Below are 20817 nucleotides of genomic sequence, written 5' to 3'. Positions count from 1 at the left end.
GCGCAGGCGCAGTCGCGCATCCGGCTGGTGACCCTCCTCAACGACGTGAGCATGCGCGGCCACCTGCAGCGCGAGATGCAGATGGGCTTCGGCTTCATCCAGGCCAAGACCGCCACGGCCTTCGCACCGGTGGCCGTGACGCCGGACGAGCTGGGCGAGGCCTGGGCCGAGGGACGCGTGGCGCTGGACCTGCGCGTGAGCCGCAACGGCGAGTGGTTCGGCCACCCCAACGGGCGCGAGATGGACTGGAGCTTCGGCGAACTGCTGGCGCACCTGGCCTACAACCGCAACCTGCGCGCGGGCACGCTCCTGGGCTCGGGCACGGTGTCCAACCGGGACTGCCGGGAGGTCGGCTCGGCGTGCCTGGCCGAGCGCCGGGCGCTGGAAGTGATCGAGCACGGCGAGCCGCGCACGCCGTTCCTGCGCGTGGGCGAGCGCCTGCGCTTCGAGGCGCTGGACGCCCAGGGCGGCTCGGTGTTCGGGGCGGTGGATCACCGCTTCATCCCAGACCCGGTGGCCCGGGGCCGGTAGGCTTCAGGGCGGCGCGGCGCGGTCCAGCAGGCGCGCCAGCTCCGCCACCGAGCGGATGCCCAGCTTGTCCATCAGGCTGGCGCGGTGCGCCTTCACCGTGCGCTCGGTGGTGCCCAGCTCGAAGGCCACCTGCTTGTTCAGCAGTCCCTGCGCCAGCAGCCTGGCGACCTGCATCTCGCGCGGGCTCAATCGGGCCAGGCGCTCTTCGTCCTGCCGTTGCGCCTGCGCGGCGGCACGCTCGCGGGCGTTGCGCTCCAGCGCGCGCGTGATGGCCTGGCTCAGCGCCGCACGGCCCACCGGCTTGGTGAGGAAGTCCTCCGCGCCCGCGCGCATGGCGTGCACGCCCATCGGGATGTCGCCATGGCCGGTGATGAAGATGATCGGCAGCGTGACGCCCCGCTCGGCCAGCAAGGCCTGCAGTCCCAGGCCCGACAGCCCGGGCATGTAGACGTCCAGCAGGATGCAGCCCGCGCCGGTGGGCGTCGCGGCCAGAAAGGCCTGGGCGTCGGGATATTCCTTCACCTCGTGGCCCAGCGCGCGCAGCAGCCGCGCCAGCGCCGTGCGGAAGCCGTCGTCGTCATCGACCAGGTGCAGCGTCGGTGTCATGCGTGACCTTGGGTGCCGCGGGCAGCGTGAAGCGGAACACTGCGCCATCGCCGTGCACCGGTGCCTCGGCCCTCAGCGTACCGCCGTGGTGCTCGACGATGCTGCGGCTGATCGACAGGCCCACGCCCAGGCCCTGCGGCTTCGTGGAAAAGAAAGGCTCGAACAGCCGCTCGGCCGGTACGCCGGACAGGCCCGGTCCCTGGTCGGCCACGCACACGTCCACGCCGCCCTTCGCATTGCGCTCGGTGCGCAGCGTGACGCTGCCCCGGCGCGGCAACGGCTGCATCGCATCCAGCGCGTTGAGCACGAGGTTGAGCACCACCTGCTGGATCTGCACCCCGTCGGCCAGGACCTCGGGCAGTCCATCCTCAAGCTGAAGCACCAGCTCCGCCTCGCGCAGCCGCAGCTCGATACGCAGCATGCGCGCCACCTCCTCGGCCAGCCCATTGATCGACAGGCGCTGGGGCTCGCTCGGCGCCTTGGCGATCCAGGCGCGCAGCCGCTCCAGGACGGCCGCGGCCCGCAAATCGTCTTCGCGGATCGCACTCACGAGCTCGCGCAGCTCGTCGCGCGGCGGCTGCGGCGCTTCGAGCAGCAGCTCGGCCGTCTCGGCATTGCTCAGGATGGAGCCCAGCGGCTGGTTGATCTCGTGCGCCAGCGCAGCCGACAGCGCGCTGATGGCCCCGCTGCGGTTGAGCCGCGCCAGGTCGCGCAGGTGCCGATGGGCGCGCAGCTCGGCGTTGCGGCGGCGTCGCCGCTCCAGCACCAGCGCCAGGATCAGCGCGCTTTGCACCAGCAGCACCGCGACCGCCGCGAGCACCGTGCCGCGGTACGCCTGCCACAGGCCCGGCGGCTGGAACAGCACTTCACTGTCGGCGGGCAGCCGCTCCCCGGCGATGCCCCAGCGCTGCAGCACGCGCCAGTCCAGTTGCAGGCGCGGCGGCGTGTGGGGCTCGATGCCGATGCGCTCGGGGGGCGTCCCGGCCAGCAGCCGGTCCAGCTGCGAGGCCACGTCCCGCGCCACCACGTCGGGCAGCATCACCCAGCCGCCGATGGCGCCGGTGTCCAGCAGCGGCGAGGCGTCCACGAATACCGGCGCACGGGCCGTTGCGGCCACCTGCTGCAGCAGGTCGCGCTGCAGCATCACCGTGCCCGTCGTGGTCACGGGCACGGCGAAGTACAGCACGGTGTCGGGTGGCAGCCGCTGCACGCGCTGGAGCAGCTCCTCGGTGTCCAGTGCGCTGAGGTCGATCAGGCTGGCGCGGTCCTGCCAGCGGGCCAGTTCGGAGCGCCACCGTGGCCGGATCGAATCGTTGTCGAGGCTGGTTGCGATCACGGCGACATGCCGGGTGCCGGGCAGCAGCTGGAACACCAGCGCCAGGTTCTGGCGCACGAAGTCGCCGGACACCAGGCCGGTCAGCCGGGGCACGCCTTTCAAGGCCTCGGCCTGCGCGACGTCGAGCGTGGGAGCGATCAGCGTGGCTTCAGGCCAGAGCCGGCCGCGCAGCGCCAGACCCAGCGGCAGCTGCTCCGCCGTGCCGGCCACCACGACGTCGTACCGGCGGCCGGCGTACTTGAGCGCCAGCCAGGGCGGGAGTTCCGGCGTGCCGCTGGGCGGCACGCGCGGCCCGGAAATCATCTCGATGTCGAGTTCGGCACGCGGGTGGCCGCGCAGCAGCGCGCCGCGCAGCGCCTGGGCGAACTGGACAGACCAGGGCGTGGTGTTGCCCGTGCTCATCAGCAGCAGCACGCGGGCCGGCGCCGTCGCGGCTGCCGGCTGCCACGCGCCCAGGGCGGCGGCCAGCAGCAGCCATCGCAGCAGAAAACGCAAGAAGAGCGGCATCGAACCGTGAGGGCCCTCGGGCGGATTGGCGGACAACAAGGCCACCGGTGTAGGGGCGCAGCGCGGCGGCGGCAACTGTACCAAGGGCCAATGGCCGGTCTGCCGGGTCTTCCGAATCATGACCGGGCGTTCATGACGACAACGGAGACAAGCATGTACAGGAAACTTTCAGCCTCGCTGATGCTGGGATGCGCGCTGGGCGGCGGCATCACGGCTTGCGGCGGCGGCTCTGGCGGCAGCACCGAGGCGAGCAGTGCCCAGCAGGCGGCAACGCCATCGGCGCAGGCGGCAACACGGCCCAACATCCTGATGATCCTGGCCGATGACATGGGCTACTCGGACATCGGCGCCTTCGGCGGCGAGATCAGCACGCCCCACCTCGATGCGCTGGCCGCCTCGGGCCGCCTGCTCACCAACTACCACACGGGCTCCACCTGCTCGCCCACGCGCTCGATGCTGATGTCCGGCACCGACCATCACCTTGCCGGCCTGGGCAGCATGGCCGAGACCGTGGCCTCGCTGACCCTCAGCAACGTGGCTCCCTATGGGACAGGCAATGCCTACGGATGGAACAACCCGCCCGATGGCTACGAGGGCTACCTCAACGACCGCGTGCTGTCGATGCCGCAGGTGCTGCGCGACGCCGGCTACCACACCTACATGGCCGGCAAGTGGCACCTGGCCACCCAGCCCAGCAGCGCGCCGCTGGCCGGTGGCGGCACGCCCTGGGTGTACCGCGCGGCCTCCTTTCCCAACGCCAAGGGCTTCGAGCGCTCCTTCGTGCTGCTGCAGGGCGCGGGCTCGCACTTCGCGCCGGTCAGCGGCAAGCCCATCACGGCCGACCTGGGGTCTTCCTACCTGGAGGACGACAAGCCCGCGACCCTGCCCGCCGATTTCTACTCGACCACCGCCTACACCGACAAGCTCATCGCCTACATCGACGCCAGCAAGGCCGATGGCAAGCCGTTCTTTGCCTACGCCGCGTACACCGCGCCGCACTGGCCGCTGCAGGCGCCCGATGCCGACATCGCGAAACACAAGGGCCGGTACGACGACGGCTACGAGGCGGTCCGTGCTCGCCGCCTGGAGAAGCAAAAGGCACTGGGAGTGATTCCCAAGGACTTCAATCCCAACCCCGGGCTCGACGGCGTCATGGGCCGTCCCCGTTGGGCCGACCTGACGGCCGAACAGCGAGCCAGGGAAGCGCGCAAGATGGAGGTCTACGCGGCGATGGTGGAGAACCTGGACCGCAACATCGGACGCCTGATCCAGCACCTCAAGGACATCGGCGCGTACGACAACACGCTCATCGTCTTCGCCTCCGACAACGGCTCGGAGGGGGCGCCCAGCCAGTTCGCCGACAACGCCAACACCGACAACTCGCTGGCCAACATCGGGCGGCCACTGTCCAACGTGACCTATGGCGAGCGCTGGGCCGAGGTGAGTGCCACGCCCTTCCGCCTGTGGAAGGGCTTCGCCACCGAGGGCGGCGTGAGCTCGCCGATGATCGTGCGCCTGCCCGGGCAGACCAGGGCCATGGCGGCGTCCGGCGAGCTCACGCACGTCAGCGACCTGCTCCCTACCTTCCTGGAGGCGGCGGGCGTCGCGAACCCGGGCACGAGCTACAAGGGCACGCCAGTACAACCCATCACGGGCATGTCGATGTTGGCGCAACTGAACCGCCCCGATGCCTCGGACGCGACTGGCAGCCGGGTGCTGGCGGACGAGCTCTTCACCGGGCGCTACGTCATTCGCGGCAACTGGAAGCTGACGTCGGTGCAGGCGCCTTTCGGCGACAACCAGTGGTCGCTCTACGACCTGCGCAACGACCGTGGCGAGACCAACGACCTCTTTGCCAGCCGGCCCGGCGTCGCCAAGCAGCTGATGCAGGACTACGACGAGTACGCGGCGCGTGTGGGCGTCGTGAACACCCCCGGGGCGCGCAACCGTGCGCCGGCGCCATGAAGGCCACGGCGCTCGCCAAGGGTGCCGCGCTGCTGTGCGGTGCGGCCGTGCTGGCCGGCGCGGCGTACGGTCTGCGCCCGCCGCCGGCACCGCCGGCCGCGGCGCTGGGCAGCGAGGCGGCCTGTGCCGGCTACACCGGCCTGCCGCCGCACTGGGCGCAGGACCCGCACGCCGGCATGGTGCGTCTGGCTGGCGGCACCTTCATCCTCGGCGCCCAGGACGGCTATGCCGAGGAGCGGCCAGCCCGCAAGGCCGCCGTGGCGCCGTTCTGGATCGACCGCACCGAGGTCACGAACGCGCAGTTCGCCGCCTTCGTGCAGGCCACGGGCTACGTCACCGAAGCCGAGCGCCGCGGCAGCGGCGTGGTGTTCAAGGCACCGTCACCAGACGGTACGGAGGTGCGCTACGGCACTTGGTGGCACGAGGTGCGGGGCGCCGACTGGCGCCATCCCGAGGGCCCGGGCAGCGACCTGAGCGGGCGCGAAACCCAGCCGGTGGTGCAGGTTTCGCGCGCGGATGCCGAGGCCTATGCGCGCTGGCTGGGCCGCAGCCTGCCCACGGAGGCGCAGTGGGAGTACGCCGCCAAGGCCGACGGCCGCGGCGAGCGCATCGAGCGCGGCCCGCGCGATGCGCAAGGACGGCCCAGCGCCAACTTCTGGCAGGGCCAGTTTCCCTATCTCGATACCCGGGAGGACGGCCAGATCGGGCGCGCCCCGGTGGGCTGCTATGCGGCCAACGGCTTCGGCCTGCACGACATGATCGGCAATGTGTGGGAGTGGACCTCGGATGCCTGGCATGGCAGCCACCAGGCCCACGGCACCGGCGCGGCAACGCCCGCTGACCCCTCACGTCGTCGCCCGGCTGCTGCACAAGGCCTCATCAAGGGTGGTTCGTTCCTGTGCGCCACCGATTTCTGCGTGCGCTACCGGGCCTCGGCGCGGCATCCTCAGGAGTTGGACCTGGGCTCGGTGCATGTGGGCTTCCGCACGGTGGCGCAGGACAGGCGCTGAAGCGGTAAGGGGCAGGGTTACGGCCAGGAATCGGCGAGCCCGCGTTCGATCATGGAACTGCTCTTCCCACGCCCGCCCGTGCGCTACAGGAAGGACTTCAGCGCCCTTGCCGGATCGCAGGCCAGCGCCGGGGCCGGGCTGATGCCGGTGTCGAGCAGCTTGCGTGCAGCCATGTGGTCCAGCGGCGCATTGACCGACTCCACGCACGACAGGCGCTCGCCGACGTAATGCAGGATCGGGAAGCTGCCCGCGTTGGCGCCGGGGCGGCGATGGCGGACGGCGCCGGGCTGCATCAGCCCCGCCATCTGCAAGCGCAGGCTGCCCTGCTCGGACCAGAACCATGGCAGTGCCCGGTAGGGCTGCGGGGCGCCGGTGAGTGTCGCCACTGCGGCGCGCGCCTGGTCGTTGGCGTTCTGCACCGGCTCCAGCCGCAGGCGCCGGCCGGTGATGGGCTCGGGAAAGCTGGTGCAGTCGTCCACGGCCAGGATGGCCGCGTCGCTGGTGCGCAGGTGCTCGTCCACCACGATGCCGTTCTCGCATTCCAGCCCCGCTTCGTCGGCGAGCTGGTGCTGTGGTACGGCGCCGATGCCCAGCACGAGCAGGTCCACCGGCTGCCGCACGCCGTCCACGCCCAAGGTCGCCAGCCGCGTGCCCTCGACCCCGAAATGGCCCACCACCTCACCTGGATCGCCAACAAGCTCTCGCGCGGTGCCTCGCAGCACTACCTGGCCATTTTCGACGTGGGCATCGAGATCTGGCGCTGCCTGGTGCTGCTGGCGGTGGAGAAGGAGGTGGCGGCACAGCAGATCTCCCGGGTCATTGGGCTGGACAAGGGCGCGGTGAGCCGCTGCTTCAAGGAAATGCAGTCCCGGGGCCTGATCACGCTGGGGCTGGATCCCAATGACGGGCGGCTGCGCATGGCACGCCTGACGCCCAAGGGACGCCGCCTGCACGACCGGATCAAGGCCGTGGCACCGGTTCGCGAGCGGGCCCTGCTGTCAGTGCTCACGCCGCAAGAGCGGCAGGCCCTTGTTGGCTTGCTGCGCCGGCTGCATGAAAACCTGCCGGAAGTCGAAGTGGCCACCAAGCGCTATTTGCAGGAGCACGGGCCGGCGCCCAAGAAGCGTTCACGACCCGCTGCTGGAGCGCAGGACGGCGATAGCGCCTGACGCGAGTCCTCCCTGGGCCCTCCGGTCAGCGTTTCCTGCTGCTCAGCAGTCACGGCTGCGCTTCAGCGGGTGGGAGGCGTCCATACCATCTAATGTGGTGCGTGCCATCGCCGTGCAGCGCCATGCGCGCGGCGTTGATGGCCGTCACGGAAGCCGCCGCGTTGCGTTCGATGCATGGGATCTGCACGAGACCGCCCGCCGGGTCGCATGTGAGCCCCAGGTGGTACTCCATGCCGATCTCGGCCGCGTTCTCCACCTGCGCCGGCGTACCGCGCACAACGCGCCAGCGGCCATTGAGCAGGCCACGCCCACCTCGCCCTGGCAGCCCACTTCGGCTCCAGAGACGCTGGCGTTTTCCTTGTAGAGCATGCCAATGGCGCCCGAAGCCGCAGTCCACGGAGTAGTACGTCGCCTCGCAGAGCTGCTGCCCGTCCGAGCCGAAGGCATGAAATCGCATGCCACTGGCGTGCAGCGGCAGGAGTTGCGTCCCGAGGTGCGCCGCAAAATCTCAGTGGCCTTCCGGCGCGGTGAGCAAGATCACCCAGCCGTCAGGGTTTCTGTTGAAGAGGTGGTAAGGACGGCAGCAAGGGTGCTGCCGAGCCAGTGAAGACAAGGTTGTGGCAATCCGGCTCCTCGCACTGATGCGATAAATGTCAAGGAATCGAAGCTGACGCACTTGAAGTCAACATCTTGAGAACTGCTGACGCAGCGACGATGGCACTCCCGCCGACAGAGATCTCACCTTGCATAAAGACAAGGGATGAGGTTGCCCGCACAACTCGGCCGCGAGCTTCCAGAAACTGTCCTTCGCGTGCAGCAGACAGGAATTGGGTGTCCAGCTGAACAGTTACACAGGCGCGACGTCCTGAAGACTCCCACGCAATGGAGCTGAGTGCATGGTCTACCAGCGTCGTCAGCAGTCCACCGTGAACGACGCCTGCCGGATTTGTATGCTCGTTTGTCGCCAATAGGCCGTAGGCCCAGACGGACTCCTCCTTGCGTGTCCATAGCGGTCCTACCAGGCCAATGAAGCCAGGAAGCGAACGCTGGCGCCAACCAATACTGGTCAATGAATCCGAGGTTGCCTTTGCATCCACTTTTTCAGTTCCTTGTCGTCAGCAATTGCGAGAGTGCCTGGGACTCGTCCTGCATTTCCTTGGCGAGGGCCTGGCTTTGGGCGCCGCTCAACTGATCGGAGAGGCCAGCGGCGACCAATGAGTGCGTCAGTCTCGCCTTGCTGTCGAAGACAGGAACAGCAACGAGTGAGATGCCGTTGATGTAGTTGCCCCGGTCAATGCTGAATCCCTTGCGGCGCACTGTCTGTACGTCCTTTCTCCATGCCTCGAGATCGGGAGGCTGGTCCCACCTCAATGCCTTGAAACGGCGCTCGACTTCAGCGTCCGAAAGCTCGGAGTAGGCCGCCACCAGTCGGCCTGTTGCGCTGATCAGGGCAGGGAAGCGGCTGCCCACATCAACGTGCAGTCGGAAAGGAGCGGTCGACCGCGAAAGTGCCAGCACGACCATGTGGTCGATGCCGGTCACCTCGACGCCAATGGCCGTGACGTTCCACTTGGTGGATAACCTGTCCAGGACTGGTTGCACCAGGGTAGGGAACGGACTGTTCTCGATGACGCTTCTGGCCAGCGCCAGCATGCCGACGCCCAAGCTGTAGCGCTTGGTACCGGTATCGACCTTGACAAGCCCTTCCTCGACAAGCGCTCTGAGGATGTGAAGGCATGTGCTCGTCACCATGTCGAGCTCCTGAGAGATGGCCTTGAGCGTCATCGGTGCGGAGTTGCGGCCCAGCAGCCGCAGGATGGCGACCGCCCGGGTAACCGCGGGAACAGCCCGCACACGTGGCCCCGTCGAAGGCGCCGGCTCGTTGAGATCGGACGAGGTCATCGCTGTCTGTCTATGTCTGGTTAAGCGTAGGGGCCATTCTGCCCGCAGGTGCGAGGTTGCCCGTTTTGGTGCCGTGCTGGCCAGAGCTCACCCGTGGCGAAAGTCTGAGCGCATCGAAGGCAGCAGGTCCGAATCGAACACGACGTCATTGCCAAAATTGTACTAATACAATCAATGAGCGTATTTGACAATCTTGGGCGCGGCGCGCATAGTGATCTCACTGGCAGAGATGCAAGAGAGGTCCAACAAATGACGAAGCTGACTGAGCACGTTTCCTATGAGGACGCGCAGGCCAACTGTTCCTCGGACAAGCTGTGGGAGCTGTTTGACGGTGACCGCGAGCGGATGAACATCGCCCACGAGTGCATCGACCGCCATGTGGATGGCGATCGCACCGCAGTCATCCTGGTTCGCGCCAACGGGGATGACGAACTCATCAGCTTCCGGCAGATCTCGGAAGACTCGGCGCGCTTTGCGCACTACTTGGTTGAGCGCGGCATCAAGCCTGGTGATCGGGTGGCAGTCATGCTGGAGCCGTCCCGCGAGTTCTACGTGGCCATGTTCGGCGCGATGAAGATGGGTGCGATCGCGGTGCCGCTCTTCACGCTGTTCGGTCCGGATGGCATCCGGCTGCGGGTTCAGGATTGCGATCCGCGCTTGATGGTGACGAATGCCGAAAAGGCCGCGCTGGTGGCTGGCTCCGAACAACTGCAGGTGGTGGTTGCCGACGAGCGCTTCATGACGGCGCTCAAGGAATTTCCCACCCACTTCGCACCTCAGACCCGTGCGGATGACCTGGCGATCTTCCAGTACACGTCGGGCACCACCCGGGAGCTGCCGGATGCGGTCAAGCACACGCACCGTGCGCTGGTCACGCTGATGCTTGCTGCTCTTTACGGCACCGGCGTGCGTCCGGGTGACCGGTTCATGTGCCCTTCGTCACCGGCCTGGGGGCACGGGCTCTGGCACGGCACGCTGGCGCCGCTTGCGCTGGGCGTGACGATCGGTGCCTACGCCGGCAAGTTCAACGCCGAGCGCCTGCTCAAGGCGCTGCAGGACCACAAGTTCAACAACATCTCGGCGGCGGCGACGCACTACCGGATGATGCGCAACTCCGGTGTGGCTGCGAGCTACCAATACTGCTTCGACAAGGTCTCGTTCACGGGCGAGCCCATCGACAGCGAGACGGCACAGTTTGTCGAGGCCACCTTCGGCAGGCCGGTGTGCAGCATGTACGGCACGACCGAGATCGGCGTGTGCCTGGTGAACTATCCGGGTGCGACCGACTTCGTCGTGAAATCCGGTTCCCTGGGCAAGCCCGTACCGGGACTGCGCGTGGAAGTCCAGGACAGCAACGGGCGCGCGTGCCCGCCGGGCGTGACCGGAGAGATCAAGCTTTGGCGCGGCGGCACCTGGGTCGCGACGAAGGACCTGGGGCGCGTCGATGAGGACGGCTACTTCTGGCACGGCGGCCGCGCTGACGACGTCATCATTTCCGCCGGCTGGACCATCGGTGCCGTGGAAGTCGAGGATGCCGTGCTCAAGCATCCCGATGTGAAAGAAGCTGCGGCGATCGGCGTACCCGATGCGCTGCGCGGGCAGGTCGTCAAGGCCTTCGTCGTCTCGGATCGCACCGGCGATGAAGCGTTCATCCAGGAAATCCAGGAAGCCGTGCGCACCCGGCTGAGCCAGCACGAGTATCCGCGCCAGGTCGTGTTCGTGCCCGAGCTGCCCAAGACCCCGGCCGGAAAAATTCACCGCAAGAAGCTGCGAGAACAAGAACTCGCCAACACCCACGCGGCGCAAGCCGTTCACGCCTGACCCAAAGGAGACACACCATGTCGAGCAGGATCGAGAGAACGTTCCCCAAGATCACCGAGCAGGGCTTGGACGACCTGCGCCAGCGCATCGGCGTCAAGATCGGTGCAACCGCCGAACCCTGGTGCTACGAGGCGACGCGGGACAACATCCGCCACTACGCCCACGGCATCGGCGATGACAATCCTCTGTGGTGCGATCCCGACTATGCGGCCCAGACCCGGCATGGCGGCATCATCGCGCTGCCGAGCTTCCTGTTCTCCACCAGCCGCATCGTCTCCGGGTATGTGGGCGGACTGCCCGGCGTGCACGCCATGTGGTCGGGCGCGGACTGGACCTGGCACAAGACCATCAAGCGCAACGACACCATCTCGACCGAGGCCTACCTGAAGGACCTGGTCGAGCACCAGACGCGCTTCGCCGGCCGCGCCGTGCAACAGATCTACCACGTGGACTTCTTCAACCAGCACGGCGACAAGGTGGCCGAGGCCGACAGCTGGTGCTTCCGGACCGAGCGCGACCACGCTCGCGAGCAGGGCAGCAAGTACAAGGAAGTGCGCGCGCGTGAGCCCCGCCGCTACACGCCGGAGGAGATCCAGGAGGCCTACAAGCTGTACGCCGGCGAGGAAGTGCGCGGCAGCACGCCCCGCTACTGGGAGGATGTCACCGAAGGGGAGGAACTGCCCGTGCTGTTCAAGGGCCCGATGACGGTGACCGGCTTCATCGCCTATGCCCAAGGCTGGGGCGGCCTCTACATCCGCGCCAACAAGCTCGCGTGGAAGTTGATCGATGCACACCCGAATGCCGGCATCACCAACCGCTTCGGCATTCCCGATGTCCCGGAGCGCGTGCACTGGGAAGAGGACTTCGCACTGGAGGTCGGCGCACCGGGCGCGTACGACTACGGCCCCGAGCGCACCTCATGGCTCACCCACCAGCTGACCAACTGGATGGGGGATGACGGCTTCCTGCGCCAGGCCAGCTGCAAGATCCGCCGCCACAACCCGGAAGGTGACATGCTGTTCATCAAGGGCAAGGTCAAGCGCAAGTTCTCTGAAGGCGGGCGCTACCTGGTCGAGATCGAGCAGGTAGCGCGCAACCAGGACGACGAACTCTCCGTGGTGGGCTCGGGCATCGTCGAGCTGCCTTCCCGGCGTTGACGCCCAGGTCGTGCAGGGGGGCCTGCTTGCAGTCTCCCGCCTGCACGACCTCGATCTCGGATCGGTGCCATGCACCGCCCATGCAAGTCATAACTGTTCGCGCTGCGCCAGCAGGAACCGCCGTATGGCGCCAGTTGCGTTCAAAGTGAGGTCGACGATGTCTGGTTCACCAGATCGGGCAGCACATGCCGCCAACAGGCCATCAAGGCGTTCGCTGGACGGCCTTCGCGTGATTGATCTGTCCAGGGTGTTGGCTGGACCCTTGTGCACGCAGATGCTTGCCGATCATGGGGCCGACGTGATCAAGGTCGAGCCGCCCGCAGGCGACGAAACCCGCACGCTGGGGCCGCCCTTCAACGAAGCAGGCGACGCCGCGTACTTCACGGCCGTCAATCGCGGCAAGCGGGCCATCGCGCTTGATCTTGCCCACGTCGAGGGGCAGAGGACGCTGCTGCAGCTGCTGGAGAACGCAGACGTCCTGGTGGAGAACTTCATCCCCGGGACGATGGCCCGCTGGGGTCTTGACTACGAGTCGGTGCTGGCGAGCCGGTTTCCGCGGCTCATCTACTGCTCGATTTCGGGGTTCGGCACGGACGGGCCCCTGGGCGGTTTGCCGGGGTACGACGCCATCTTGCAGGCCATGTGCGGGCTGATGAGCATCAATGGCGATCCGGCTTCCGGGCCGACGCGCATCGGCGTGCCGATCGTTGACCACCTCACCGGCTATACCGCCATGTCGGGCATCCTCCTCGCATTGGCCGACCGCCAGCACACCGGACTTGGGCAACGTGTCGAAGCCACTCTGTTCGACACGGCGCTGAGCCTGCTGGTCCCCCATGCTGCGAATTGGATGCATTCGGGCAGGACTCCTGAACTCCTCGGGAGCGCCCATCCCAACATCGCCCCCTACGACAAGTTCGCGTGCCGTGATGGCCTGGTCTTCCTGGGCCTGCTCAATGACCGGCAGTTCCAAAGGTTCTGCGAGCACGTCGGCTTGTCAAGGCTGCTCACGGACGATCGATTTGCAACCAACGCCATGAGGTTGCAGCACCGCGCGCAGTTGCGAGCGGAGATCGAGGCGGTGCTGGCTTCCTGGTCGCGGGATGCCTTGTGTGAGGAACTGATGCGCCAGGGGGTGCCAGTGGGGCCGGTGAACACCGTGCCAGAAGCATTCGAGCAGCTGCATGCCCAGCATCGCCAGATGTCGGTTGAGCGCAAGGGCTACCGAGGCGTCGGCATTCCGACACGTCTTTCGCGCACGCCCGGGCAGCCAGCCAGCACGCCGCCTTGCTATGGGCAACACACGGACGAGGTGCTGCTGGAGGCCGGACTGAGTGACCGCCGTCTTGCGGAGCTGCGTGATCTCGGCGTGCTGCCACGCAAACGGCGCAAGTGATTGCCGTTGCGCCAGACACCTACAACGACTCGGAGACACTGATGAAGGTTCTTGCTATTTGTGCTGCATTTGTCGCGTCCCTCCTGACCGTGCAGCCCGCTGCGGCGCAGCCCTATCCCAGCAAGTCGGTACGGATCATCGTGCCTTATCAACCGGGGCAGGGCACCGATGTCGCTACGCGCTACCTGGCCGAGCATCTCACCAAGGCCATGGGGCAGACCTTCTTCGTGGAGAACCGGGCCGGTGCGGGTGGCAACATCGGCGCGTCGGAGGTCGCGCGAGCCGCGCCGGACGGCTACACGCTGCTGATGGGCACGAACGGCACCCATGTGCTGAATCAGTACCTGTATCCCTCGATGCCGTTCGACCCGGAGAAGGACTTCGAGCCTGTCATGCTCGTGTCGTCCTTCCCAATGGTATTTCTGACGCAGCCCTCGGCACCGTACAACAGCCTGCCCGACCTGTTGCGCGATGCGAAGGCGAAGCCCGACTCCTTGAACGTCGCTTTGCCCAGCACGACCGCGCGGCTGGTGCTTGAGCTGTTGAACCAACAGGGTTCCACGGCGATCCGGGGCATTCCTTACAAGGGCTCGGGCACGTCGATGACAGACCTGATCGGGGGCCAGGTTTCGGTGGCCATCGATACCGTCAGCGCCTCGCGTTCCTTCATTGCCAGCGGCAAGCTCAAGGCGCTTGGCGTGACGTCGCTCAAGCCCTCCGCTTTGCTGCCTGGCGGCAAGCCGGTGGCGGCACAGGGCATGGATGGCTTTCAGGTCTTGGCCTGGAATGGACTCTACGTGCCGCGCGGAACCCCGGGTACGGTCGTCCAGAAGCTGAACACGGAGCTCGCGAAGATCCTTGCACAGCCCGAGGTCCGCCAACGTTTGCTGGAGCTCGGTCATGAGCCGGCTGGTGGTTCCCCGGCCGATCTGGCTGACTTCGCCAAGAGCGAACGGCTGAAGTGGGGCCCCGTGATCGCCAAAGCTGGCCTCAAGGCAGATTGAAGCGTACAGAGAGCTGACATGGAAGTATTGCAATCCAAGATTGACCTGCGCTCCGCCGAATTCCGCGCCAACGCCGACGCGCTGCGCACGCTGGTGCACGACCTGCGTGCCAAGGTGGCCGAGAGCGCCCAGGGCGGCGGCGAGGCCGCGCGCGCCAAGCACACCGCCCGCGGCAAGCTGCTGCCGCGCGACCGCGTGGCGCAGCTGCTGGACCCGGGCGCGCCGTTCCTGGAGATCGGCCAGCTCGCGGCCTACGGTATGTACGGCGGCGACGCGCCGGCGGCCGGCGTGCTTGCCGGCATCGGCCGGGTGCAGGGCGTGGACTGCATGGTGGTCGCCAACGACGCCACGGTGAAGGGCGGCACCTACTACCCGATGACCGTGAAAAAGCACCTGCGTGCGCAGGAGATCGCGCAGGCCAATCGGCTGCCGTGCATCTACCTGGTGGACTCGGGTGGTGCTTTCCTGCCCAAGCAGGACGAGGTGTTCCCGGACCGCGACCACTTCGGCCGCATCTTCTTCAACCAGGCCAACATGTCGGCGCAGGGCATCCCGCAGGTGGCGGTGGTGATGGGCTCGTGCACCGCGGGCGGTGCCTACGTGCCCGCCATGAGCGACGAGACCGTGATCGTGCGCAACCAGGGCACGATCTTCCTGGGCGGCCCGCCGCTGGTGAAAGCCGCCACCGGCGAGGTGGTCAGTGCCGAGGACCTGGGCGGTGGCGACGTGCACACGCGCATCTCCGGCGTGGCGGACCACCTGGCCGAGAACGACGCGCACGCGCTCTTCATCGCGCGGCGCATCGTCGCCAACTTCAATCGCGTGAAGCCCTCTACCGTCACGCTGGAAGCCAGCGAGGAGCCGCTGTACGACCCCGAGGAGCTTTACGGCGTGATCCCGCAGGACACGCGCAAGCCCTACGACGTGCGCGAGGTCATCGCGCGCGTGGTGGACGGCTCGCGCTTCGACGAGTTCAAGGCCCGGTACGGTGCCACGCTCGTGACCGGCTTCGCACGCATCTACGGCATGCCCGTGGGCATCGTGGCCAACAACGGCATCCTCTTCGGCGAGTCGGCGCAGAAGGGCGCCCACTTCATCGAGCTGTGCTCGCAGCGCGGCATCCCGCTGCTGTTCCTGCAGAACATCACCGGCTTCATGGTGGGCCGCAAGTACGAGAACGGCGGCATCGCCAAGGACGGCGCCAAGATGGTCACGGCCGTGGCCACCGCCCAGGTGCCCAAGATCACGATGCTCATCGGCGGCAGCTTCGGCGCCGGTAACTACGGCATGTGCGGCCGCGCCTACTCGCCGCGCTTCCTGTGGATGTGGCCCAACGCGCGCATCAGCGTCATGGGCGGCGAGCAGGCCGCGTCGGTGCTGGCGACGGTGCGGCGCGAGGGCATCGAGGGCAAGGGCGGCTCGTGGAGCGCGCAGGAGGAGGACGCCTTCAAGGCGCCCATCCGCTCGCAGTACGAGGAGCAGGGACACCCGTACTACGCCACGGCGCGGCTGTGGGACGACGGCGTGGTGGACCCGGCGCAGACGCGCCGCGTGCTGGGGCTGTCGCTGGCGACCACGCTCAACGCGCCCATCCAGCCGACCAAGTTTGGCGTCTTCCGCATGTGAGGCCGGCCATGGACTGCAAGACCCTCAAGATCGAGCACCGCGGCGCCAGCACCTGGATCTGGATGAGCCGCCCCGAGGTGCACAACGCCTTCGACGAGACACTGATTGCCGAGCTGACTGCTGCGTTCGAAGCGCTGGATGCCGAGCCCGCGGTGCGCGTCATCGTGCTGGCGGGCGAAGGCAAGAGCTTCTCCGCCGGGGCGGACCTGAACTGGATGCAGCGCCAGGGCGCCGCGACGCTGGAGGACAACCTCTCCGACGCACGCAAGCTCGCCGAGTTGTTCCGCACCATCTCGGCCTGTGCCACGCCAACACTGGCACGCGTGCACGGCGCGGCGCTCGGCGGTGGCATGGGGCTGGCCTCGGCCTGCGACATCTGCGTGGCCTCGACGAAGGCACAGTTCGCGACCTCCGAGGTGCGGTTGGGGCTGATCCCGGCAGCCATTGGTCCGTACGTGGTGCGGGCTATTGGCGAGCGCCAGGCCTACCGCTACTTCCAGACGGCCGAGCGCATCAGCGCCGAGCAGGCCCATCGCATTGGGCTGGCGCACGAGGTGGCCGAGCCTGAGGAGCTTGATGCCCGGTTGCAGCAGGTGGTGGAGACGCTGCTGCTGGGCGGGCCGCTGGCGCAGGCCGCCGCGACGGATCTCATCCGCGCTGTGGCCCACCGCTCGGTAGATGACGAGGTGGTCAAGGACACCGCCCTGCGCATCGCCACGTTGCGTGCCACGCCTGAAGCGCGCGAGGGGCTGGCGGCGTTCCTGGGCAAGAGAGCGCCCTCGTGGACGCCGGGCCCAGCCTGACACAAGAACGACTGGAGACACACGCGTGTTCAACAAGATCCTGATCGCCAACCGCGGGGAAATCGCCTGCCGCGTCATCAAGACGGCACGCCGCATGGGTATCGCCACGGTGGCGGTGTATTCCGAGGCGGACGCCAATGCCCGCCACGTGCGGCTGGCCGACGAGGCCGTGCTGATCGGCCCGGCGCCGGTGCGCGAGTCGTACCTGCTGGGCGGGCGCATCCTGGAGGCGGCGAAGCAGACCGGCGCCCAGGCCATCCACCCGGGCTACGGCTTCCTGTCCGAGAACGAGGACTTCGCCGAGGCCTGCGAGGCGGCGGGCATCGCCTTCATCGGCCCGCCCGCGTCCGCCATCCGCGCAATGGGGAGCAAATCCGCCGCCAAGGCGCTGATGGAGAAGGCGGGCGTGCCGCTCACGCCCGGCTACCACGGCGACAACCAGGAGCCTGTTTTCCTGGCGGGGCAAGCGGAAGCCATCGGCTATCCGGTGCTGATCAAGGCCAGCGCCGGCGGTGGCGGCAAGGGCATGCGCCGGGTCGACCATGCGGCGGACTTCGAGGCGGCGCTGGCGTCGTGCAAGCGCGAGGCGATCAACGCCTTTGGCGACGACCACGTGCTGGTCGAGAAGTACGTGCTCAGGCCGCGGCACATCGAGATCCAGGTCTTCGGCGACCAGCACGGCGACTGCGTGTACCTGTTCGAGCGCGACTGCTCGGTGCAGCGCCGGCACCAGAAGGTGCTGGAAGAGGCGCCCGCGCCGGGCATGCCCCCCGAGCGCCGCGCCGCCATGGGCCAGGCCGCGGTGGACGCGGCCAAGGCCGTGGGCTACGTGGGCGCCGGCACCGTGGAGTTCATCGCCCACCAGGACGGCTCGTTCTACTTCATGGAGATGAACACGCGGCTGCAGGTCGAGCACCCCGTGACCGAGATGATCACGGGGCTGGACCTGGTGGAGTGGCAGCTGCGCGTCGCCTCCGGCGAGCCGCTGCCGCTCAAGCAGGAACAGCTGTCCATCGACGGCCACGCGCTGGAGGCGCGCATCTACGCCGAGGACCCGGACCGCGGCTTCCTGCCGTCCACCGGCCGCCTGGTGCACCTGGCGCCGCCGGCCGAGAGCGACCACGTGCGCGTGGACACCGGCGTGGAGCAGGGCGACGAGATCACGCCGCACTACGACCCGATGATCGCCAAGCTCATCGTATGGGGCGCAGACCGGCGGCAGGCGCTGGCGCGCATGCGCCAGGCTTTGGGCAGCTACCGCGTGGTGGGCGTGCAGAACAACGTGGAGTTCCTGGCGCGGTTGGTGGCCGTGCCCTCGTTCGCCAACGCGGACTTGGACACCGGGCTGATCGAGCGCGAGCACGCACTGCTGTTCCCAGCCGCAGGTGAAGTGCCGGCCGACGTGTGGCTGCTCGCCGCGCTGGCGGAACTGCTGCGCGAGCAGCGCTTGGCGCAAAAGGCCGCATCCCGCGCGCCGGATGCGGGCTCGCCGTGGCGGCTGCTCGACGGCTGGCGGCTCAACGGCAGCGCTCAGCGCCAGCTCTCGCTGCGCCTGGGCGAGGCGGTGCAGGACGTGAGTGTGGCGGCCGCGTCCGGTGGCTGGCAGTTGACGTTGTGCGCCCAGCGCGTGTTTGCCCGCGGCACGCTGGGCGCGGACAGCGAACTGATGGCGCAGTTCGGTGAGCGGCGTTTGCGCGCTTCGGTGGTGGCCACTGGCGAGCGGCGCCAGGTGTTCTTCGAAGGACATTCCTGGCCGCTGGCCATGGTGGACCGGGTGCACGTGGGCGGCAAAGGCGAGGAAGCCGAGGGAGGCTTGCGCGCGCCGATGCCCGGCAAGGTCATCGCGCTGATCGCGCAGCCCGGCGCCACGGTCCAGAAAGGCGCGCCGCTGCTGGTGCTGGAGGCCATGAAGATGGAGCACACCATCAGCGCGCCGCGCAAGGGCGTGGTGAGAGCCTTCCGCTTCGCGCCAGGCGACCAGGTGGCCGACGGCTCCGAGCTGCTGGAATTCGAGAGGGCCGAGTGATGAGCAAGGTACGCATCGTCGAGGTCGCGCCGCGCGACGGCCTGCAAAACGAGAAGCAGCCCATTCCCACTGCAACCAAGCTGGAGCTGATCGAGCGGCTGGCGGCTGCGGGCCTGCGTGACATCGAGGCCACATCTTTTGTGTCGCCGAAGTGGGTGCCACAGATGGCCGACCATGCGGAGATCATGGCGCGCCTCAAGCGCCACGCGGGCGTGAACTACCCCGTCCTCGCACCCAACCTCAAGGGTTTCGAAGCGGCGGTGGCAGCCGGCGCTACGGAGGTAGCAGTGTTCGCCGCGGCATCCGAAGCGTTCTCGCAGAAAAACATCAATTGCTCGATCGCCGAGTCCATCGACCGCTTCGTGCCGGTGTTTGAGGCCGCCCGGCAGCACGGCGTGAAGGTGCGCGGCTATGTCTCCTGCGTGGTGGCGTGTCCCTACGACGGCGCCATCGCCCCGGAGAAGGTGGCCGAGGTGGCGGCCCGCCTGCACGAACTGGGCAGCTACGAGGTGTCGCTGGGCGACACCATCGGCGCGGGCACGCCCGCGTCCGTGCTGCGCATGCTGGAAGCAGTGGCCGGCAAGGTGCCCGTGGCGCAGCTGGCCGGCCACTACCATGACACCTACGGCATGGCTGCGGCCAACGTCTATGCGTCCTACCAATTCGGCGTGCGCGTGTTCGACAGCTCGGTGGCCGGGCTGGGCGGCTGTCCCTATGCCAAGGGTGCCACGGGCAACGTCGCGACAGAGGACGTGGTGTACCTGCTGCATGGGCTCGGGGCGGACACCGGTGTGGACCTGCAGCGCCTGGTGGACTGCGGCGCCTGGATCAGTGAGCAGCTCGACCGTGCGCCGCAGTCGCGCGTATCGCGGGCATTGCTGGCCAGGTGACCCGCGGCCAGGGACGTTTGATAGCGTGCCTTTTCCATTCCCCGGAGTTCTTCCATGGCCCTCCTGCGACAGTGTCTTCAAGAAGTTCGGCAACGTGCGGGCGATCACGACAGTTGCGCCGCGTTGCTCGCATCGGTACTGGACACCGCCTCTTGGGACGGTACCGAGGAGATGGCCGGACTCTGCTACCCCATGTCACTGGCTGTGCAGCAGGCAAGTTCCTCGCTGTCTCCAGACAGTCCGCAGTCAGCTGTCCCGTGTTAGGTGGACATGTAGAGCCGGTATTGGCGGTTCCCATCGCGTACTGTCCAGCGTCGAACAAGGCCAGCAATGAGCACATTCGCCACCATCTCCGTTGACTCCCTGCGCCGCACGGTGCTTGCCGCTCCGGTCGAGAGGACGCCGGGTCGCTGGTCCGTGGCCGAGGTGCAGGCGCTTTATGAGCTGCCCTTCATGGAGCTGATGTTCAAGGCCCAGCAGGTGCACCGCGAGCACTTCGACCCCAGCGAGGTGCAGCTCTCCACGCTGCTGTCGATCAAGACCGGCGGCTGCGCCGAGGACTGCGGCTACTGCCCGCAGTCCTCGCACTTCGACACCGGCGTGGAAGCGTCCAAGCTGATGTCGATTGCCGAGGTGATGGGCGCCGCGCAGGCCGCCAAGGACCAGGGCGCCTCGCGCTTTTGCATGGGCGCGGCGTGGCGCAGCCCCAAGGAGCGCGACATGGAGCGCGTGACCGAGATGGTGCGCGGCGTGCGCAGCCTGGGCCTGGAGACCTGCATGACGCTGGGCATGCTGGACAAGGAGCAGGCCGAGCAGCTCAAGGACGCGGGGCTGGACTACTACAACCACAACCTCGACACCTCGCCGGACAACTACAGCAACATCATCCACACCCGCACCTACCAGGACCGGCTGGACACGCTGTCCAACGTGCGCGATGCCGGCATCAACGTGTGCTGCGGCGGCATCGTGGGCATGGGCGAGACGCGCACGCAGCGCGCGGGGCTGATCGCGGAGCTGGCCAACCTGGAGCCCTATCCGGAGTCGGTGCCCATCAACAACCTGGTG

At 67.7% G+C, this 20817-nt stretch carries 18 protein-coding genes and 1 pseudogene; 13 read left to right on the top strand and 6 right to left on the bottom strand.

Translation table 11 applies throughout. The features are described from left to right. Positions 1–531 (top strand): fumarylacetoacetate hydrolase family protein (locus H537_RS48620; protein WP_043462386.1); only part of this gene is annotated, 531 nt, incomplete at its 5' end. 3 nt (positions 532–534) lie between these two features. Here H537_RS48620 and H537_RS0139965 read toward each other — a convergent pair. Continuing rightward, the gene (locus H537_RS0139965; RefSeq protein WP_029002299.1) at positions 535–1137 is read right to left on the bottom strand and encodes a response regulator transcription factor; all 603 of its coding nucleotides are present in this window, start codon (positions 1135–1137) and stop codon (positions 535–537) included. Continuing rightward, a complete protein-coding gene (locus tag H537_RS0139960) occupies positions 1109–2968 on the bottom strand; it encodes a sensor histidine kinase (protein ID WP_169517202.1) in 1860 nt (619 codons plus the stop codon). Before H537_RS0139960 ends, H537_RS0139965 begins: the two co-directional genes overlap by 29 nt. 165 nt (positions 2969–3133) lie before the next feature. On the opposite strand from H537_RS0139960, the gene H537_RS48615 reads away from it, so the two are divergent. Beyond that, positions 3134–4945 carry an arylsulfatase gene (locus tag H537_RS48615; RefSeq protein ID WP_238446977.1) on the top strand — a complete coding sequence of 604 codons (1812 nt, stop codon included), beginning with the start codon at positions 3134–3136 and terminating at the stop codon, positions 4943–4945. Next, positions 4942–5955, top strand: coding sequence for a formylglycine-generating enzyme family protein (locus tag H537_RS0139950; RefSeq protein WP_029002297.1), 1014 nt, complete (start codon positions 4942–4944; stop codon positions 5953–5955). The genes H537_RS48615 and H537_RS0139950 overlap by 4 nt, the downstream gene beginning before the upstream one ends. A gap of 83 nt (positions 5956–6038) precedes the next feature. Here H537_RS0139950 and H537_RS52135 read toward each other — a convergent pair whose 3' ends face one another. Beyond that, positions 6039–6629: an oxidoreductase C-terminal domain-containing protein gene (locus H537_RS52135; RefSeq protein WP_310733045.1), complete on the bottom strand. Its 591-nt coding sequence runs from the start codon at positions 6627–6629 to the stop codon at positions 6039–6041. On the opposite strand from H537_RS52135, the gene H537_RS54265 reads away from it, so the two are divergent. Next, on the top strand, positions 6621–7124 hold the full coding sequence (locus H537_RS54265) for a MarR family winged helix-turn-helix transcriptional regulator (RefSeq protein ID WP_064736142.1): 504 nt from the start codon (positions 6621–6623) through the stop codon (positions 7122–7124). The two genes, H537_RS52135 and H537_RS54265, sit on opposite strands and share 9 nt — an antisense overlap. Before the next feature lie 91 nt (positions 7125–7215). On the opposite strand, the pseudogene H537_RS0139935 reads toward H537_RS54265, so the two are convergent. The 3 genes and pseudogenes from H537_RS0139935 to H537_RS0139930 form a co-directional block, all read right to left on the bottom strand. Next, positions 7216–7505, bottom strand: a pseudogene (locus H537_RS0139935) (L-serine ammonia-lyase, iron-sulfur-dependent, subunit alpha); the annotation flags it as partial. 272 nt (positions 7506–7777) lie between these two features. Next, complete coding sequence (locus H537_RS52125) at positions 7778–8221, bottom strand: PaaI family thioesterase (protein WP_238446976.1); 444 nt, start codon at positions 8219–8221, stop codon at positions 7778–7780. 4 nt (positions 8222–8225) lie between these two features. Beyond that, positions 8226–9026 (bottom strand): IclR family transcriptional regulator, encoded by an 801-nt coding sequence (locus tag H537_RS0139930; RefSeq protein ID WP_029002295.1) that lies wholly within the window; start codon positions 9024–9026, stop codon positions 8226–8228. 249 nt (positions 9027–9275) lie between these two features. Here H537_RS0139930 and H537_RS0139925 point away from each other — a divergent pair, with 249 nt between their 5' ends. From H537_RS0139925 to bioB, 9 genes are all read left to right on the top strand, one after another. Then, a complete protein-coding gene (locus H537_RS0139925) occupies positions 9276–10847 on the top strand; it encodes an acetate--CoA ligase (RefSeq protein WP_029002294.1) in 1572 nt (523 codons plus the stop codon). 17 nt (positions 10848–10864) lie between these two features. Further along, entirely contained in the window at positions 10865–12004 is a 1140-nt protein-coding gene (locus H537_RS0139920; protein ID WP_029002293.1) for an FAS1-like dehydratase domain-containing protein, read from the top strand. 157 nt (positions 12005–12161) lie between these two features. Continuing rightward, a complete protein-coding gene (locus H537_RS0139915) occupies positions 12162–13400 on the top strand; it encodes a CaiB/BaiF CoA transferase family protein (RefSeq protein ID WP_029002292.1) in 1239 nt (412 codons plus the stop codon). Between the two features lie 41 nt (positions 13401–13441). Continuing rightward, positions 13442–14404 carry a Bug family tripartite tricarboxylate transporter substrate binding protein gene (locus H537_RS0139910; RefSeq protein ID WP_029002291.1) on the top strand — a complete coding sequence of 321 codons (963 nt, stop codon included), beginning with the start codon at positions 13442–13444 and terminating at the stop codon, positions 14402–14404. 18 nt (positions 14405–14422) lie between these two features. Continuing rightward, a complete protein-coding gene (locus tag H537_RS0139905) occupies positions 14423–16030 on the top strand; it encodes a carboxyl transferase domain-containing protein (protein WP_029002290.1) in 1608 nt (535 codons plus the stop codon). A gap of 8 nt (positions 16031–16038) precedes the next feature. Beyond that, a complete protein-coding gene (locus tag H537_RS0139900; protein WP_029002289.1) occupies positions 16039–16833 on the top strand; it encodes an enoyl-CoA hydratase/isomerase family protein in 795 nt (264 codons plus the stop codon). A 25-nt stretch (positions 16834–16858) separates the two neighbouring features. Further along, a complete protein-coding gene (locus tag H537_RS0139895; protein ID WP_029002288.1) occupies positions 16859–18859 on the top strand; it encodes an acetyl/propionyl/methylcrotonyl-CoA carboxylase subunit alpha in 2001 nt (666 codons plus the stop codon). Continuing rightward, positions 18859–19749 carry a hydroxymethylglutaryl-CoA lyase gene (locus H537_RS0139890; protein WP_043462369.1) on the top strand — a complete coding sequence of 297 codons (891 nt, stop codon included), beginning with the start codon at positions 18859–18861 and terminating at the stop codon, positions 19747–19749. Before H537_RS0139895 ends, H537_RS0139890 begins: the two co-directional genes overlap by 1 nt. Positions 19750–20079: 330 nt before the next feature. After that, the coding region (gene bioB / locus H537_RS0139885) for a biotin synthase BioB (protein WP_029002286.1) at positions 20080–20817 on the top strand (738 nt) is incomplete at its 3' end.

The sequence above is a fragment of the Azohydromonas australica DSM 1124 genome (assembly GCF_000430725.1).
Lineage (GTDB): Bacteria > Pseudomonadota > Gammaproteobacteria > Burkholderiales > Burkholderiaceae_C > Azohydromonas > Azohydromonas australica.
Note: the sequence above shows the minus strand (reverse complement) of the source record. Positions and strands in the feature narration are given on the sequence as shown.